The organism is Bacillus ndiopicus, assembly GCF_000612805.1.
GTDB lineage: Bacteria > Bacillota > Bacilli > Bacillales_A > Planococcaceae > Metasolibacillus > Metasolibacillus ndiopicus.
In genome coordinates, this window is the sequence record NZ_HG964403.1 from 489,029 (window position 1) to 504,658 (window position 15,630).

The following is a 15,630-nucleotide window of genomic DNA, read 5'->3' on the forward strand; positions in this document are numbered from 1 at the left end:
ACACTATGCGTTCAACATTTATGGGATTAGAAGCGAGCAAATCGGGCCTATTTCTACAGCAAACAGCCCTTTATACAACAGGACATAATATTTCTAACGCCAACTCACTTGGCTACTCACGCCAGCGCGTAAACATGCAGGCAATGCCAGGCTATCCATTCCCTGGTCTAAACTCACCAAAATATCCTGGTCATTTAGGTACAGGGGCAGAAGCACACTCAATTCAACGTGTACGCGATGAATTTATTGACCGCAAATACCGCCAAGAAACAAACAAACTTGGCTACTGGGAAGAGCAAACAAAAGCTATCTCACAAATGGAAGATATTTTAGCAGAGCCTTCAGAATTTGGAATTAATAAAGCATTTGATAACTTTTGGAAATCGATGGAGGATGTCGTTACAAATCCTCAAGATACAGCAGCACGTCAAGTAATGATTGCAAAAGCAAGAGCATTGGCTGAAGCATTCAATTATTCAGACAAACAATTAAAAACGGTACAAAGTAATATTGGGGCAGAAATTAACTCTTCTGTTAATACAGTCAACTCGTTGCTAAAACAAATTGCAGATATCAATAGACAAATAATGGAAGCAGAACCGAGCGGCTATGTAACAAATGATTTATACGATGCACGTGATGTGCTATTGGATAAGTTAAATGAATATTTACCTGTATCAACTGAGCGTGTGCCTTCAGGTGGAAATGCGAGCCCTGTAGCAGAGGGAAGCTTGACTGTTACATATACTCCATATGGTAGCGATAAGCCGATTATTTTAGTACATGGTCGTGATAGTGCGAATCTTACAGTGATGAAAAAAAATGGAATACCACTTAATGGTGATAAGCCACTTGACCCGTTTGAGGGGATGCGCATTGATTGGCCACAGGATGCGGTTACCCAAACTAACCCAGACAAGCTGTTATCTGGTGCAGTTCTACCAACAGGCACAGTACACAAATATAGTGAATTTGAAAATGAAAGAGGCAAGCTAGTATCATTAATCAAATCTTATGGCTATATTGACGATAATGATGGAGGCGCAACAAAGGGGTTATACCCTGAAAATCTTGAGAAGCTTGACCGTTTAGTCAAGGAATTTGTAGATACATTTAATGCAGCTCATCAGGGTGGTTACGGTTTGGATGGTAGTACAAGTATAGATTTCTTTGATCCTAATGGAGTTACTGCTGAAACAATCAAAGTAAGCATTACAAAACCTGAAGAAGTAGCAGCAGCTGACCTACCTAATGAACTAGGTAATAATAAAAATATACTTGCGATAGCAAAATTACAAACAGAAGCACCGCCAGGCTTAGGTGGTGCCACATTCCAAGGTTTCTTCAAAGCGATGATTGGTGATATAGGGGTAATCGGACAAGAAGCTATTCGTAGTGAATTTAACTCAGGTACTCTACGTTTAAACGTTGAAAATAGACGTGCTTCAATGAGCTCGGTGTCACTTGATGAAGAGATGACAAATATGATTACATTCCAGCAAGCATATAATGCCAATGCACGTATGATTACAGTTGTAGATGAAACTTTAGATAAAATTATTAATGGCATGGGGCGCGTAGGTTTATAGGCCTCCGTAACTAGCTAAAAGAGAGGGGAAATATAAATGCGCGTTACACAATCAATGTTATCGGGCAATATGCTTCGTAACTTAAATACGAGTTATGGAAAAATGGGGAAGCTTCAAGAGCAACTATACTCTGGTAGAAAAGTAAACCGTCCATCTGATGACCCTGTTGTTGCAATTAAAGGGATGGCTTATCGTACAGAGCTTGATCGTACAGAGCAATATAAGCGTAATATTGGTGAGGCGAATACTTGGTTAGATACGACAGATGATTCACTTGGACAAGTAGGGGAAGCATTAAATCGAGTAAAAGAACTAATTGCCCAAGCAGCAAATGACACGAATCTATTAGAAGATCGTGAAAAGGTAGCAAAGGAAATGGAACAAATTAAACGCCAGCTTCAAGATATTGCAAATTCGCAAGTAGGCGGGAAATATATTTTCTCAGGTACGCAAACAGATAAGCCGTTATTTGTTAATGGTGTAACAAATCCTGCATTACAAGGTGCTACAGGGGTAACGGGACCAAACTCTTCAATTGAAATAGATGTGTTTGAAGCAGTAAGAATTAATATTAATACACCTGGAAAAGAGCTATTTGATAAAATAGATGACTTTATGGGAACAATCGTCACTACTTTACAAAGTGGTACAGGCGAACAAATTGGCGATTTGCTAGGGGGAATTGCCTCTGGTACAAATACTACTTTATCATCAATACAAAATGAAGCTCTTGAGCAACGAGCGGATGTCGGTGCACGCCAAAACCGTGTTGAATTAATGGAACAACGATTAGATTTACATGAAATAAATACAACAAAGCAAATGTCAATGAATGAAGATACTGAGTATGCAGGCACGATTACGGAGCTTGTAACGCAAGAGTCGATTCATCAGGCAGCACTATCTGTTGGAGCAAGAATTATTCAACAAACATTAGTAGATTTTATGAGATAAAATAACAAGCGTTTGAACAAATTGTTCAGACGCTTTTCTTGAAAGGTGGAAAAATGGTGCGGCTACCACAAATTCAAATTCATACTACAGATATTCAAATGGATTTACAAATCCACAAACCTGTCCAGCATATTGAGCAGCCGAGGGCCGAACAAAGGATTTCCCAACCAGCAGCTACTTTGGAAATCCATACAAAAAAAGGAGAACTGTCAATTGACTCATCAGATGCGCGTAGAGATTTAGGCTACTATCCTACAGGAGAGATGATTATGCGCTATGCACAAGAAGGACGTCAAGAGATGATGAAGGGTATTACGAGACGAGTTCGTGAAGGGCGCCAAATGATGTTAAATGCTGGTAAAGGTCAAGGGCGCACAACAATCCAACAAATTGCTGAGCAAAACACAGGACCAAAACGACCAGGACCGTACAATATTAAATTCGTGCCTTCTATTGGCTCTGTGAAAACAAAATACAAGCCTGCAACTGTTGATATCAATATTCAGCGTAACAAACCCAAAATCGACGTAACGATGAACAAGCCAATCCACAGCTATACACCTGGGAAAGTAACAGGTACAATGATACAAAGACCGCGTGTAGATATTGATGTTATCGGTTAAAAGGAGAGGGCAAAGAAATGAATATTGAAACAAAATTTTTAGGGGCAGTAGAAATTAAAGAAGAAGATATTTTAACATTTAAAGAAGGGTTGCCCGGTTTTTCGGATACACAAAGATTCGTACTCCTTCCATTGGATTCTGATTTACCATTAGCTCTTTTACAGTCAATCGAACAACAAGAGCTTGGCTTCGTACTTGCATATCCATTTGCCTTTAAAAAGGATTATACTTTTGAGTTGGGTGAGGAAGAAAAGAGCGAATTGCAAATTGAGCAAGAAGAAGATGTTATTGCATACACGATTGTCACATTAAAAGAAACTTTCCAAGAATCAACAATGAACTTACTTGCACCAGTTGTAATTAATACGAGAAAAAAGCTAGGAAAGCAAATCGTGTTGCAGGATAGTGCAGTGTATCCTTTACGTCACCCGATTGGTGTAATGGAAGGAAGTGCCGAATAATGCTCGTACTATCAAGAAAAAAAGGCGAATCGATTATGATAGGCGATCAGGTTGAAGTAAAAGTGCTCGCTGTTGAAGGTGATCAAGTCAAGCTGGGAATCATCGCACCAAAATCAATCAAAGTTTACCGCTCAGAGGTATTTGAAGCGATTCGAGAGCAAAATAGAGAAGCACTTGCGACACCTATCAATGTACTAGATAAATTGAAGAAAAAATAATAATAAAGTATCTCAATAACTTGTTAATCAATGCCAGTTTGAAAAGTTTCAAGCAAGCATATAATAGAGCCCATTAATCAGAAAAAATTAATTCAGAAAAAATTAAAAAAATTTTTAAAAAAACTATTAAACATTTAAAATAACTTACGATATATATTATGTGAGGTAGAGGTAGTACACATTACTTCTATCAAACTCTCCCACATGGATGTGGGTTATAAAAAAACAATTCAAGGAGGAATTCTATCATGAGAATTCAACACAATATCGCAGCATTAAACACACACCGTAACCTATCTTTCAACAACACTCAAGCTTCTAAAAACCTTGAGAAATTATCTTCAGGTTACAAAATCAACCGTGCAGGCGATGACGCTGCTGGTTTAGCAATTTCTGAAAAAATGCGTGGTCAAATCCGTGGTCTTGATATGGCATCTAAAAATGCTCAAGACGGTATCTCTTTAATCCAAACGGCTGAGGGTGCATTAAACGAAACACACGCAATTTTACAACGTATGCGTGAATTAGCAGTTCAAGCGTCAACTGACACAAACGAAGATGTAGACCGTAACAAATTGCAATCAGAAGTAGATCAATTAATTGAAGAAATTGACCGTATTGCGACTACTACTCAATTCAATAACATGAACGTACTTGATGGTAGCTTCACTAGTAAAGTATTCCACATCGGTGCGAATGCAGGTCAAAAATTAGACATCAATATTGATGATATGCAAGCGGCAGCATTAAGCGTTAGTGGTATCAGTATTGCAACTCAAACTGCTGCTGACGGTGCAATTACTACAATTAACAGTGCGTTAGAAACAGTATCTGAGCAACGTTCTAAACTTGGTGCATGGCAAAACCGCCTAGAGCATACAATTAATAACTTAGGTGCATCTAGCGAAAACTTAACAGCTGCTGAATCTCGTATCCGTGATACAGATATGGCAAAAGAGATGATGGGCTTCACAAAAAACAACATCTTAATGCAAGCTGCACAATCTATGCTAGCGCAAGCTAACCAACAACCACAAGGTGTATTACAATTATTACAATAATTAGTATGAGAAAAGGCTTCCTTTTTTGGAAGCCTTTTTTGTTTATGGGGAAATATTGTAAAATGTAGTTACGAACATAGGAAATGGGTCTATAGATATTCAAAATAGAAACCATTAAAGCTAGTAAGTAGAATTTATTAAAATAGTAAATTACATTTGTTAATCCATTATACCGAGGTATAATGGATTTAAGAAGTTTGATGAGGAGAAATTAAGGAATTTGTGTAACTGTAAACATATAATATTAGCCTTTTTTACCGATATAAAGTGTGATGTTTATTATTTAAAATAAAGGATGGATTAATATGCAAGAATTGATAAGAGAAACAATGGAAAGCTATAACAATTACATTATTAATGTCAAAGAAGGAGCCTTAAAAATAGCTGATAAGTTGCGCACAGAAGATATAAAGGGAGCATTAACTTTAATTTCTGACTTTTCAGAAGGATCAATTTGGCTAGTTGATGTCAACAAAAAATTAATGGATTTAGGATATCTAGTTAAATTAGAAATGAACGTTATTCAAGAGTTTTTAATAGAAATTAATGAAGGTTTAGAAAACCAAGATTATATTTTAGTTGCAGATATATTTGAATATGAAATTTCCCCATTTTTTGATCAATTAGAGCAATATGAAATATAAGGAGTAGTGGTAAAACACCTCAATTTGTAAATATACGGATAAAAAATAGCCGGATTTGATGTAGTGTGGGGAAAATGGTATTTAAGTAATGAGCATAACAAAAAGGAGCTAGAAGGTCGTGAAAGAAGTAGTCATTGAAGAAATAGTAACATTAAAAAGGCTGTATAGTGAAATTACAGATAGAATTTCAGCTAATCAACTTAAAGAAGCGCAAACTGCTCTACAACAACTAAAAGATAGTGAGAGAACAGAAAAGTACTATGAATTACTAAGCGAAATATATTTAAAAAAGAAAGAGTATATGAACGCTAAAAGAGTGTTGGAAATAGGAATATATGATTTTTTAAATTCTAAGGTACTATACTATCAACTTTTTGAAGTTTTATGGAGATTAAAGCAATATGAAGAAGCTATTGTCGCATTAGCAAGATCTGCACGTTTAACTTTTGATGTCGAGGAACGTGATAAGACTACTGAAAAAATGAAAGATCTAATACCAAAATTGTTTGATTTGGTTGGTGAAAAAAATGCAAGAAAAATTATTTCAAAGGCTACTTTAATATTAGGAGAAGGGGATGAAAGAGCATTCCCGATGGATAAGGATGCCAAGAGCTGGATTAATCGCTATTTAACAGATAGCAAAGGTCAAAAATATTATGTTAACTTATATAAAGGTTATACAGCAGAAGATATTAATATGGATGTAAGATATTTCTTAAAAACAGAAATTGTGCAAGGGAAAAACTATCGATACACTAAATTGAATTTAAATGAAGAAAGTATACTACCTATTTCATCAAGCTTTAACGAAGAAATTGAAATTACTAATGATCAAGGCTTATCTAACGCTATTCAAGAAAAGCATATGCAAAAAAACCGAATAAATTATACCAAACTTCAGAAAGGTACATATAAACTGAAAAGTAAAAATGAATTTTTTTTAGGCAACCCTATACCTAATAGCAAAAAAGAGAAAAATAAGCTTTGTATCGTACTTTACATAGATGGGTTATCACAGGTATTTTTGGATAGATACAATCTGAACAATCTAATGCCTAATACAGCTCAGTTTTTCAAAGAAAGCTATTGGAATAAAAATTGTTATACAACAAGCGATTGGACATTTCCAAGTGTAGCAAGTATTTTTACAGGGCTCACAACATTTAAACATAAAGTATATCATCCAAATGTTAATATAGATATTAATAAAAGAGGGGATATGTATACAGAAAAATTTAAAGATCTTGGTTTTTATACTACGCAAATAAATAATAATTGGAGAATTGTTCCAAGTGCAGGATATATGGAAGGCTTTGATAGAACAATTTTCCAAAACTTTCGAGGTGGTTTTGCAATTGCGGAAGTTCTAGGAGAAGTAATAGAGCATTTATCTTCATTCCCTAACAATGATCATTTTTTATGGGTAGGTATTGAAGACTTGCATGATATTGCAGATGGGTATAATCAGGATGTATATCAACAAACAAACTTAACATTAGAAGAACGTTTAAAAAATGAAAGAGCTGAAATTTCAGTGAATGCTGAATACAGTGAAGATAAAATTATAAAATATAAAAATCAATTACAAAGAATTGATATCTATTTAGAGAGTTTATACCATTATTTAGAAAAAAATCATCAAAATGATGATGTTTATGTTACCATTATTGCAGACCATGGGCAAGGGTATATAGAAAACTCCGAAAACTTCCTTCATGATGGGCGGAGAAAAGTACCTTTTATATTTAAAGGTCCAACTGTTCCAAATAAAATTAGTAACGAACTAATGTCTATTACAGACTATTTTCCAAATATGCTTGTTGCATTAGGTGATGTTAAGGGTACTGATAGTGAAAATGATGCAGTTATTTTGAAGGATTTTGGTGGACAGGGTAGAGCTAGTGTGATAACGGAAACGTTTCATCCTAAGGCGCCTTATCATATTGTAATAACTGATGATAAGTTTACTTTTTCATTAAAAACAAAAAAACATGTTGAGGATGATGGATTGATTAACTTTGATGAAGTTAAAATACAATTACTTCATAATGAGAATCAAGAGGATATTACAGAAGTAAATGTAGAAAAAGTTAAAGAGTATATAACCTTTGTCACAGAGCGCGTAATACATTATCAGTATATCCAATAGAAAAGAGTGGTCTTAGTGAAGAAAACAACGAAATTAAAACAAATGCTAGCTTCTGGTGAATTAGAATTTTTAATGGAGGCGCATAACGGTCTTTCAGCAAAAATTGTAGAAAATGCAGGCTTTAAAGGAATATGGGCAAGTGGATTGTCTATTTCAGCAGCATTAGGGGTACGAGATAATAACGAGGCATCATGGACACAAGTTTTAGAAGTAATTGAATTTATGAGCGATGCTACTGATATACCAATTCTTTTAGATGGTGATACAGGCTATGGGAATTTTAATAATATGCGTCGTTTAGTTCGTAAGCTTGAGCAACGTGGAATTGCGGGGGTTTGTATTGAAGATAAGCTATTTCCAAAAACAAACTCATTTATTAATGGTGAAGCGCAACCTTTAGCTGATATTGATGAGTTTTGTGGAAAAATTAAAGCTGCTAAAGATGCTACGATAGACCCTGATTTTGTTGTAGTAGCACGTGTTGAGGCATTTATAGCGGGGTGGGGATTAGAAGAAGCGGTTAAACGAGCTGAGGCATATCGTCAAGCAGGAGCGGATGCAATTCTAATGCATAGTAAAAGAGCAGATGCGACAGAAATAAAAGCATTCATGGAAGTATGGAATAATCGCCATCCAGTTATTATTGTACCAACAAAATATTACTCTACTCCGACAGAACAATTTAAAGATTGGGGTGTAAGTACGGTTATCTGGGCAAATCATAATGTACGTGCCGCAATCAAAGCAATGGAACAAGTAACTCAAAAAATTTATGAGGACCAGAGCTTAATTAATATTGAAGGAAACATTACTTCTGTTAGTCATATCTTTGAACTACAAGGTGCAGACGAACTAAAAGAGGCAGAGAAAAAATATTTACCTACATATGGTCAACAAATTTCTGCTATTATTCTAGCCGCTTCAAAAGGCGAAAACTTTAATTCTTTAACAGAGCTGTTACCGAAAACATTATTAACGGTTAACAATAAATCAATTTTTGATTCTCAGGTGGAGCTATTTAATGAGGCTGGAATTAAGGATTTAATCGCAGTCCGTGGATTTGGAAAGGAACAATTTAAACAATCTAATATTACGTTTATTGATAATGATAAATTTAATGAAACAAAAGAATTATATTCACTCAATTTAGCATTAGAACAGGTGAAAAATAGTGCAATCATATCCTATGGGGATATAATATTTAAACCTTATGTATTAAATGAATTACTTACATCTACTGCAGATATAACGATTATTGTAGACTCAGATGCGGAATATGTCCATGATGAATACAAAGACTATATTACAGCAACAGAGAAATACAATAAGAAGAAGTTTAATCAAGAAGTTTATTTAAATACTATTTCTAACAACGTTGAACCAACTGAAATTGATGGTGAATTTATAGGTTTATGCAAACTTACACCTGTAGGTATCCTACAATTAAAAGATGCTATTCAAGAGCTGGGCAAAACAAAGCCATTGGAAATATTACGTTTTAGTGAGGCGCTTAATTATCTAGCGCAAAATAGTGAAATTGCAATTAAATATATTAGAGGTTCATGGGTTGATGTGGATAGCATTATTGAACTTCAAAAAGCGGGTGATCTTTAAATGATTTCAATGGAATCGTTTGGTAATAAATTGGGTCAACTAGGATTTAATTTTTATAGTGGTGTTCCTTGCTCATTTTTAAAACCTATGATTAATTTTGCTATTAATAATGACCAGTTTATAATGGCTGCAAATGAAGGGGATGCTGTAGCTATTGCTGCTGGCGCCTCTTTAGGCGGCACAAAGAGCGTTTTTCTATGTCAGAACTCAGGGCTTACTAATGCAGTTTCACCATTGACATCATTAAACTATACTTTTGAAATCCCCGTATTAGGCTTTGTAAGTTTAAGAGGTGAACTGGGCGTTGCAGATGAGCCTCAACATGAATTAATGGGGGCTATTACAGATAAAATGCTAGATATTATGCAAGTTCAATATGCTGTTTTATCAATAGATGAAGAAGAAGCACTACGCCAATTAGAGGAAGCTAATATGGTAATTGAAAGTGGGAAATCCTTTTTCTTTATTGTTAAGAAAGATACATTTACTTCGGTGAAATTAATGAAACAGGAAGCTCCTAACCTTAGAAATGCTCAATTAAATAATAGTATGTCAGATACTCAAGATGTAAAACGTATCGAAGCTTTAAAAGTAGTACAAAGTGAGACAGATAAAAATACGGTATTATTAGCTACTACTGGGGTTACGGGCCGAGAGCTATTTGAACTTGAAGATAAAAATAACCAGTTCTATATGGTTGGTTCAATGGGCTGTATCAGCTCTCTTGGTTTAGGGTTAGCTTTAGCAAAACCTAATATAAAAGTGGTTGTGATTGATGGCGATGGATCTTTGTTAATGAGAATGGGATGTCTAGCGACAAATGCATATTATAGTCCTACAAACCTATATCATTTACTGTTAGATAACGGATTACATGAATCCACTGGTGGGCAGAAAACAGTTTCTTCTCATATCGATTTTATGCAGATTGCTTATGGGGCAAGATATGAAGTTGTAGATCAATTAAATAATTTAAGCGATTTAACACAATCTCTGAAAATATGGGGAAATACCCCTAAACTAACATTCGGTTATTTAAAAACGTCAAAAGGTATTAAAGACAATCTTGGAAGGCCCACAATCACACCTAAACAAGTAAAGGATAGATTTATGAGTTTTGTGAAGGAGTGTCCAATTTGAAAACAGTAGTCATTGTCGCAGCAGGTTTATCAAGTCGCTTATATCCGTTAACGAAAACAAGTCCAAAATGCTTATTGCCATTAGGTACTGAAAACATACTACAGCGAAATTTAAGATTGTTAGAGAATAATGGTTTTGAACGAATTATTATTATTACAGGTTATTTAAAAGAAATGATTGAGCACACAGTTGAATCTAGGGCAGTAACATTATTTAATCCGTTTTATAAATTTTGCAATAATATGGGGTCGTTATATTTTGCAAAAAATCTTGTTGGTCGAGAGCCGTTTTTATACTTACATGGGGATGTTGTATTTAGTGAGCTTCTGTTACAACAATTCCTTAACAATATCGATGAGCAGCATTTTATAGATTTAGCTGTTGATTTTAAAGAAGCTGATGAAGAAGCGATGAAGGTACAAATAAATGAGGAATTTTATTTAATTCGCTCTAGTAAAGATATTACTTTAGAAGATAGTAAAGGTGAATGGATTGGTTTAGCGGCTATTCATCGCCCGGAGAAGTTATTTAAGGAAATAGAAAAGCAACTAGTTGCTGAAAATATGAATGTTTATGATACGTATGCTTTTACAGAATTGGCTAAAAACGATGAAAGAATAAAATGTTTACCAATTTACGATGAACCTTGGGTAGAAGTTGATTTTATAGAGGACTATGAAAAAGCAAAGGAATTATTTGAATGAGAAATGAATTTTATAATCCTGTCAAAATTGAATTTGGTCATAATTCGTTAGATTTTTTACCTAGATATATAAATGGACGAAAAGCTCTTCTCGTTACATCAAAAAGCTTTGTTAATAGAGGGATTGTCAAAGAAATTGTAAGTAATAATCCGACTATTATGCAAGTTATTTCAAATATTCAGCCTAACCCAACCATTAATCAAATACTTGAAATTCGAAGTCAATTGGATTATGAGAATTTTGAAATGATTATTGCATTAGGCGGTGGTAGTGTTATTGATGCAGCGAAGGCAATAGCACCAATGGATTCATCAAATAATCTGCTGGAACTTTTAAATAAAGGAATCCCTAGGGAAATGGATATAAAACCGATTGTTGCTATTCCTACAACAGCAGGTACTGGTTCAGAAGTAACAATGTGGGGAACAATTTGGGATGATATAAATAAAAAGAAATATTCTATTATGGATGAACGATTATATTGTGAGGTTGCAATATTAGATCCAGTTTTACATTTGACTTTACCTTATGACATAACAGTTCAAACTGGGTTAGATGCACTTTCGCACAGTTTGGAAAGTATTTGGAATAAAAATAATAATGCTATATCTACATTGTATGCCAAACGTGCTATTAGTGAAATTTTTGAAACTCTTCCCTTGTTAGCAAATGATTTAGGAAATATTTTATACCGTGAAAAGATGCTACTAGCTTCATATTATGCCGGAATTGCTTTTTCTAATACACAGACAGCTATTGCCCATGCTATGTCTTATTATTTGACGTTAGAAAAAGGAATTCCTCATGGTATTGCTGCAAGTATTACTTTACCAATAATAATGGATGTTTTCTTAAAAGATGCTACCGATGAAAATATCTTTGGAATGTCAAATACCAATTCTGTAGAAATTCTTAAAAGATTGTTTTCAGATTTAAATATATCATTAAATTTAAAAGACTATAATTTAACAGTAAAAGATATTGATAATATTCAAAGCTCCTTAGAGTCTAATAATCGAGCACAAAATAGCAATTTAGATACTCGGAAGGTACTCATTATGTTAAGGGAGTATCTGCAATGATAAGAGGGGATTTTAAAGTGAAAAAAAGAAATATTTTAATAAATTTAATGACTGATAAATTGCAAGAACAAGACTTTAAAGAAATAAGTAAGCTTTATAAAAAAAACTTTGAGATTTTTAATTTTCAATTTTGTGTAGAAGAAGTATTTCCAGATATTTTAGGAGCAATTTTAAAAGAATTAGAAAGTCAATCTAAAGTAAATATTAAAAATGATATTATTTTTTTTCAAACAAATATAGCTGATTTAGCGCATTTTTCAATGAAATTTTATTCAGAATATATTGATGCGGTTATTGTATATCCAAAAAAGGTAGACTTTTTGATTAACTATGATAAGAGTAACTTAATGATTATTCCAATAATCCAAACACAAACTGACATGTTGAGGTTAACAAAAGTATATACGCATTTTATACCTACAATGGATGCAGAATACTTAGTGTTCTTAAATGATTTTTCATTATTTAATGATATAGAGATTGTAGAGAGGTTTGAACTACCTACATCATTAAAAATGTCTAATAATCTTAATTATAAATTTGATGATGCAGAAATTCTTAACGAAATACCAGGTGTGGCGAAGTATATAGAAATTAATATACAAATGAACGAGAAAAAAATAGAGGGATATGACTATTTACAAACATTTTCGTCATTTTTAATGGCAATTCAATATAATATGAAAGCCAATTTAAACAGCATTGTTAAACAAAACAATTTTGCTAATATAATTAGCAGCTTGAGAAAAGCCACTAGTATTATTCAGGATTTTAGTGTATATATTTATCGATATTTAAATATAAATCAGGATAAACTCCCTCTTAATGAATTTGCAACGTTAAATTATATAACAATACTGTTTAAAGATTCTGAAGCTTATAGAAGACAGTTTGAGTATTTGAAAAAAAATATAAATAATATAGATATTATGCAAGCTCATGCGCTGATTACTAATAGTCATTTTTATGAAAGTAAAATGGGCGTTAAACGGTATAGTAATTTATTTAAAGATCGCATGGAGATACGTGAAAAAATTATTCAGAAGGTGCGTAGCAACATAGATATTCCTCAAGCTGTTTATAGAGAGAAAAACAATATAGCCATAATAGCTGGACAACTGTTAAATACAATGCACTCACCTACTAAGTGGGTGTTAGATTATGCTAATAATTTGAAGAAATTTAATCCGCAATTAAATATAAAGATTTTCGTTGAAGATTGGGCAAATTATTCGCCAAATGAGTTAGTTTGGAACATATCCTTTTCCTCAGTATTTTCATCATCTGTGGCTGATGTTCATAAGGAGTATTTAGATTCTTCTATTGAAGTGTATTATTCAGATGCAACTTTAGCTAGAGAAGAAAGAATTCAAAAAGATATTTTAGAAATATGTGAATTTAAGCCAAGTCTAATATATAAACTGGGATCTAAATATAATATTGCTATAGATTTATTATATCCTTATTTTCCAATTGTGAGTCAAACAATATATGGAGCAGAAGACAACCAATTTACAGATATATTTACAGGTGGATTTACCCTAGAAAATATTGATTACTTATACAAAGAACAAAATATGTTCAATGTATCTTATATGCCACACCATGTCGGTATTGAAAATATAGAAAGTAAAGTTGTTAGAACAAGAGAGAGCTTTGACTGGACAGAAGAAGATTTTTTGCTAGTCTCTGTAGGAAATAGGCTTGATGTTGAAATGACTGAAGAGTTTATTGATACAATGATAAATATTTTAAGTAAAGATGATTCTGTAAAATGGTTAATAGTTGGGGCTAGTAGTATCAAATATATTAATGATCAATATTCTTATTTAGTACAAGAACAACGTATTAAGTATCTTAGTTATGAGAGATATTTATTTGATTTATATAAAATGTGTGATGTTTATGTAAATCCTCTAAGAAGAACAGGTGGGCACAGTGTGGCGATAGCAATGAAAGCTGAATTACCAGTAGTTGCTGCTGATAAAACTTCGGATGTTGCAGGATTCATAGGACCAGAAAATTGCATTACATTAAGTGAATTTGCTAGGGAAGTTTTTGAATTAAAAACTAATCCTCAATATTATAGAGAAAAATCCAATATGCTGTTTGAACGTATTAATAAAGAATTTTCATTTGAAAAAACTAATAAAGATTTAATAAAAATATTTGAACTCTCGGAATCTAAATTCGTTGAAAGGAATCAAACCAATTGAAAGGTATATTACTTGCGGGAGGAACTGGATCAAGATTGTCTCCTCTAACTAAATCAATTTCTAAACATTTATTACCTATTTATGATAAGCCTATGATCTATTATCCTCTCTCCGTATTAATGCTAGCAGGGATTAAAGAAATATGTATCATTAGTACAGAGCATGATTTACCGCTTTATAAAAAGTTACTGAAAGATGGTAGCCAGTTGGGAATTTCTATTGAATATAGAATTCAAAAGAAACCAAATGGAATTGCTGAAGCCTTATTATTAGCAGAAGATTTTATAGATAATAGCTCTGTGTGCTTAATATTAGGAGATAATATTTTTTATGGACAAGGTTTTACTCCTATTTTGAAAAAAGCTACTAAATTAGAACAGGGAGCAATTATTTTTGGTTACGGGATAAAGGATCCAGAACGTTTTGGTGTAGTAGCTTTTGATTCCAATAATAAGGTAGTTTCAATTGAAGAAAAGCCCGCTAAACCTAAATCTAATTATGCGATAACTGGTTTGTATTTTTATGATAATAATGTTGTAAATATAGCGAAATCAATTACTCCCTCTAGTCGTGGGGAGTTAGAAATTACAGATGTGAATAAGGAATATTTAAAAAATAATGCTCTACAAGTAGAATTGTTGGGTAGAGGATTTGCTTGGTTAGACACTGGAACTTTTGAAAGTTTGCTAGAATCTGGACAATTTGTGGAAACGATAGAAAAGCGGCAAGGTTACAAAATAGCTTGTCTAGAAGAAATCTCTTTTAAACAAGGATGGATTACAGAAAAACAGTTACTAGCATTGGCCAATAGCTATAAAAATAATAGTTATGGTGATTATTTAATAAAGATAGTTGAAGAGGGCATATAAAGATATTTTCAGAAGTGAAATTATTCAAAAGTATGTAAAAAAGCTTAACATACATTGAATTAAATTACATATATAAGCAGGGGAATTTTAGTTTTAACTATTTAATTGAAATGGATAAAATTTAAGGTTAAATTAACTAGAAGCTTAATAATACTGATGTTAAGGTAATTAAACTTTAGGAAGTTATTTGAGACATAATAATTTATTAATGCGAGACGAGCTAATATTAAGTGTCTCGCAATTTTTTTTAAAAGAACAAAAAATAAAACATATATTTTGGTAGTAAGTGCTGCTTATAAAACACTA

The 15,630-nt window shown here is 33.1% G+C and carries 14 protein-coding genes; all 14 read left to right on the forward strand.

Annotation, left to right across the window (positions count from 1 at the left end):
• The first annotated feature begins 5 nt into the window (after positions 1–5).
• The 14 genes from flgK (at position 6) to rfbA (ending at position 15,324) form a co-directional block, all read left to right on the forward strand.
• Complete coding sequence (gene flgK, locus TY13_RS02155; protein WP_042471084.1) at positions 6–1,589, forward strand: flagellar hook-associated protein FlgK; 1,584 nt, start codon at positions 6–8, stop codon at positions 1,587–1,589.
• Positions 1,590–1,625: 36 nt separating this feature from the next.
• Positions 1,626–2,543 carry a flagellar hook-associated protein FlgL gene (flgL, locus tag TY13_RS02160; RefSeq protein WP_042471087.1) on the forward strand — a complete coding sequence of 306 codons (918 nt, stop codon included), beginning with the start codon at positions 1,626–1,628 and terminating at the stop codon, positions 2,541–2,543.
• A 53-nt stretch (positions 2,544–2,596) separates the two neighbouring features.
• Positions 2,597–3,166, forward strand: coding sequence for a DUF6470 family protein (locus TY13_RS02165; RefSeq protein ID WP_326582592.1), 570 nt, complete (start codon positions 2,597–2,599; stop codon positions 3,164–3,166).
• Positions 3,167–3,183: 17 nt separating this feature from the next.
• Positions 3,184–3,627, forward strand: coding sequence for a flagellar assembly protein FliW (gene fliW, locus TY13_RS02170; RefSeq protein WP_042471090.1), 444 nt, complete (start codon positions 3,184–3,186; stop codon positions 3,625–3,627).
• Positions 3,627–3,845, forward strand: coding sequence for a carbon storage regulator CsrA (csrA, locus tag TY13_RS02175; RefSeq protein WP_042471093.1), 219 nt, complete (start codon positions 3,627–3,629; stop codon positions 3,843–3,845). The genes fliW and csrA overlap by 1 nt, the downstream gene beginning before the upstream one ends.
• A gap of 248 nt (positions 3,846–4,093) precedes the next feature.
• A complete protein-coding gene (locus TY13_RS02180; RefSeq protein WP_042471096.1) occupies positions 4,094–4,906 on the forward strand; it encodes a flagellin N-terminal helical domain-containing protein in 813 nt (270 codons plus the stop codon).
• A gap of 305 nt (positions 4,907–5,211) precedes the next feature.
• Positions 5,212–5,550, forward strand: a complete 339-nt coding sequence (locus TY13_RS02185; protein ID WP_042471099.1) for a hypothetical protein — start codon at positions 5,212–5,214, stop codon at positions 5,548–5,550.
• 118 nt (positions 5,551–5,668) lie between these two features.
• Positions 5,669–7,699, forward strand: a complete 2,031-nt coding sequence (locus TY13_RS02190; protein ID WP_042471102.1) for a sulfatase-like hydrolase/transferase — start codon at positions 5,669–5,671, stop codon at positions 7,697–7,699.
• A 15-nt stretch (positions 7,700–7,714) separates the two neighbouring features.
• On the forward strand, positions 7,715–9,313 hold the full coding sequence (gene aepX, locus TY13_RS02195) for a phosphoenolpyruvate mutase (RefSeq protein WP_042471105.1): 1,599 nt from the start codon (positions 7,715–7,717) through the stop codon (positions 9,311–9,313).
• Positions 9,314–10,453, forward strand: a complete 1,140-nt coding sequence (aepY, locus tag TY13_RS02200) for a phosphonopyruvate decarboxylase (protein ID WP_042471108.1) — start codon at positions 9,314–9,316, stop codon at positions 10,451–10,453.
• The gene (locus TY13_RS02205) at positions 10,450–11,157 is read left to right on the forward strand and encodes a phosphocholine cytidylyltransferase family protein (protein ID WP_042471111.1); all 708 of its coding nucleotides are present in this window, start codon (positions 10,450–10,452) and stop codon (positions 11,155–11,157) included. Before aepY ends, TY13_RS02205 begins: the two co-directional genes overlap by 4 nt.
• Positions 11,154–12,239 carry a phosphonoacetaldehyde reductase gene (locus TY13_RS02210; protein ID WP_042471113.1) on the forward strand — a complete coding sequence of 362 codons (1,086 nt, stop codon included), beginning with the start codon at positions 11,154–11,156 and terminating at the stop codon, positions 12,237–12,239. Before TY13_RS02205 ends, TY13_RS02210 begins: the two co-directional genes overlap by 4 nt.
• Complete coding sequence (locus tag TY13_RS02215; protein WP_042471115.1) at positions 12,236–14,455, forward strand: glycosyltransferase; 2,220 nt, start codon at positions 12,236–12,238, stop codon at positions 14,453–14,455. The genes TY13_RS02210 and TY13_RS02215 overlap by 4 nt, the downstream gene beginning before the upstream one ends.
• Positions 14,452–15,324 carry a glucose-1-phosphate thymidylyltransferase RfbA gene (gene rfbA, locus TY13_RS02220; RefSeq protein ID WP_042471119.1) on the forward strand — a complete coding sequence of 291 codons (873 nt, stop codon included), beginning with the start codon at positions 14,452–14,454 and terminating at the stop codon, positions 15,322–15,324. The genes TY13_RS02215 and rfbA overlap by 4 nt, the downstream gene beginning before the upstream one ends.
• Positions 15,325–15,630: the final 306 nt, after the last annotated feature.

Coding starts and splice junctions, on each gene's coding strand:
- flgK (WP_042471084.1), top strand. CDS start 6: ATGCGTTCAACATTTATGGGATTAGAAGCGAGCAAATCGGGCCTATTT.
- fliW (WP_042471090.1), top strand. CDS start 3,184: ATGAATATTGAAACAAAATTTTTAGGGGCAGTAGAAATTAAAGAAGAA.
- TY13_RS02215 (WP_042471115.1), top strand. CDS start 12,236: ATGATAAGAGGGGATTTTAAAGTGAAAAAAAGAAATATTTTAATAAAT.
- TY13_RS02210 (WP_042471113.1), top strand. CDS start 11,154: ATGAGAAATGAATTTTATAATCCTGTCAAAATTGAATTTGGTCATAAT.
- TY13_RS02185 (WP_042471099.1), top strand. CDS start 5,212: ATGCAAGAATTGATAAGAGAAACAATGGAAAGCTATAACAATTACATT.
- TY13_RS02165 (WP_326582592.1), top strand. CDS start 2,597: ATGGTGCGGCTACCACAAATTCAAATTCATACTACAGATATTCAAATG.
- csrA (WP_042471093.1), top strand. CDS start 3,627: ATGCTCGTACTATCAAGAAAAAAAGGCGAATCGATTATGATAGGCGAT.
- TY13_RS02180 (WP_042471096.1), top strand. CDS start 4,094: ATGAGAATTCAACACAATATCGCAGCATTAAACACACACCGTAACCTA.
- flgL (WP_042471087.1), top strand. CDS start 1,626: ATGCGCGTTACACAATCAATGTTATCGGGCAATATGCTTCGTAACTTA.
- aepY (WP_042471108.1), top strand. CDS start 9,314: ATGATTTCAATGGAATCGTTTGGTAATAAATTGGGTCAACTAGGATTT.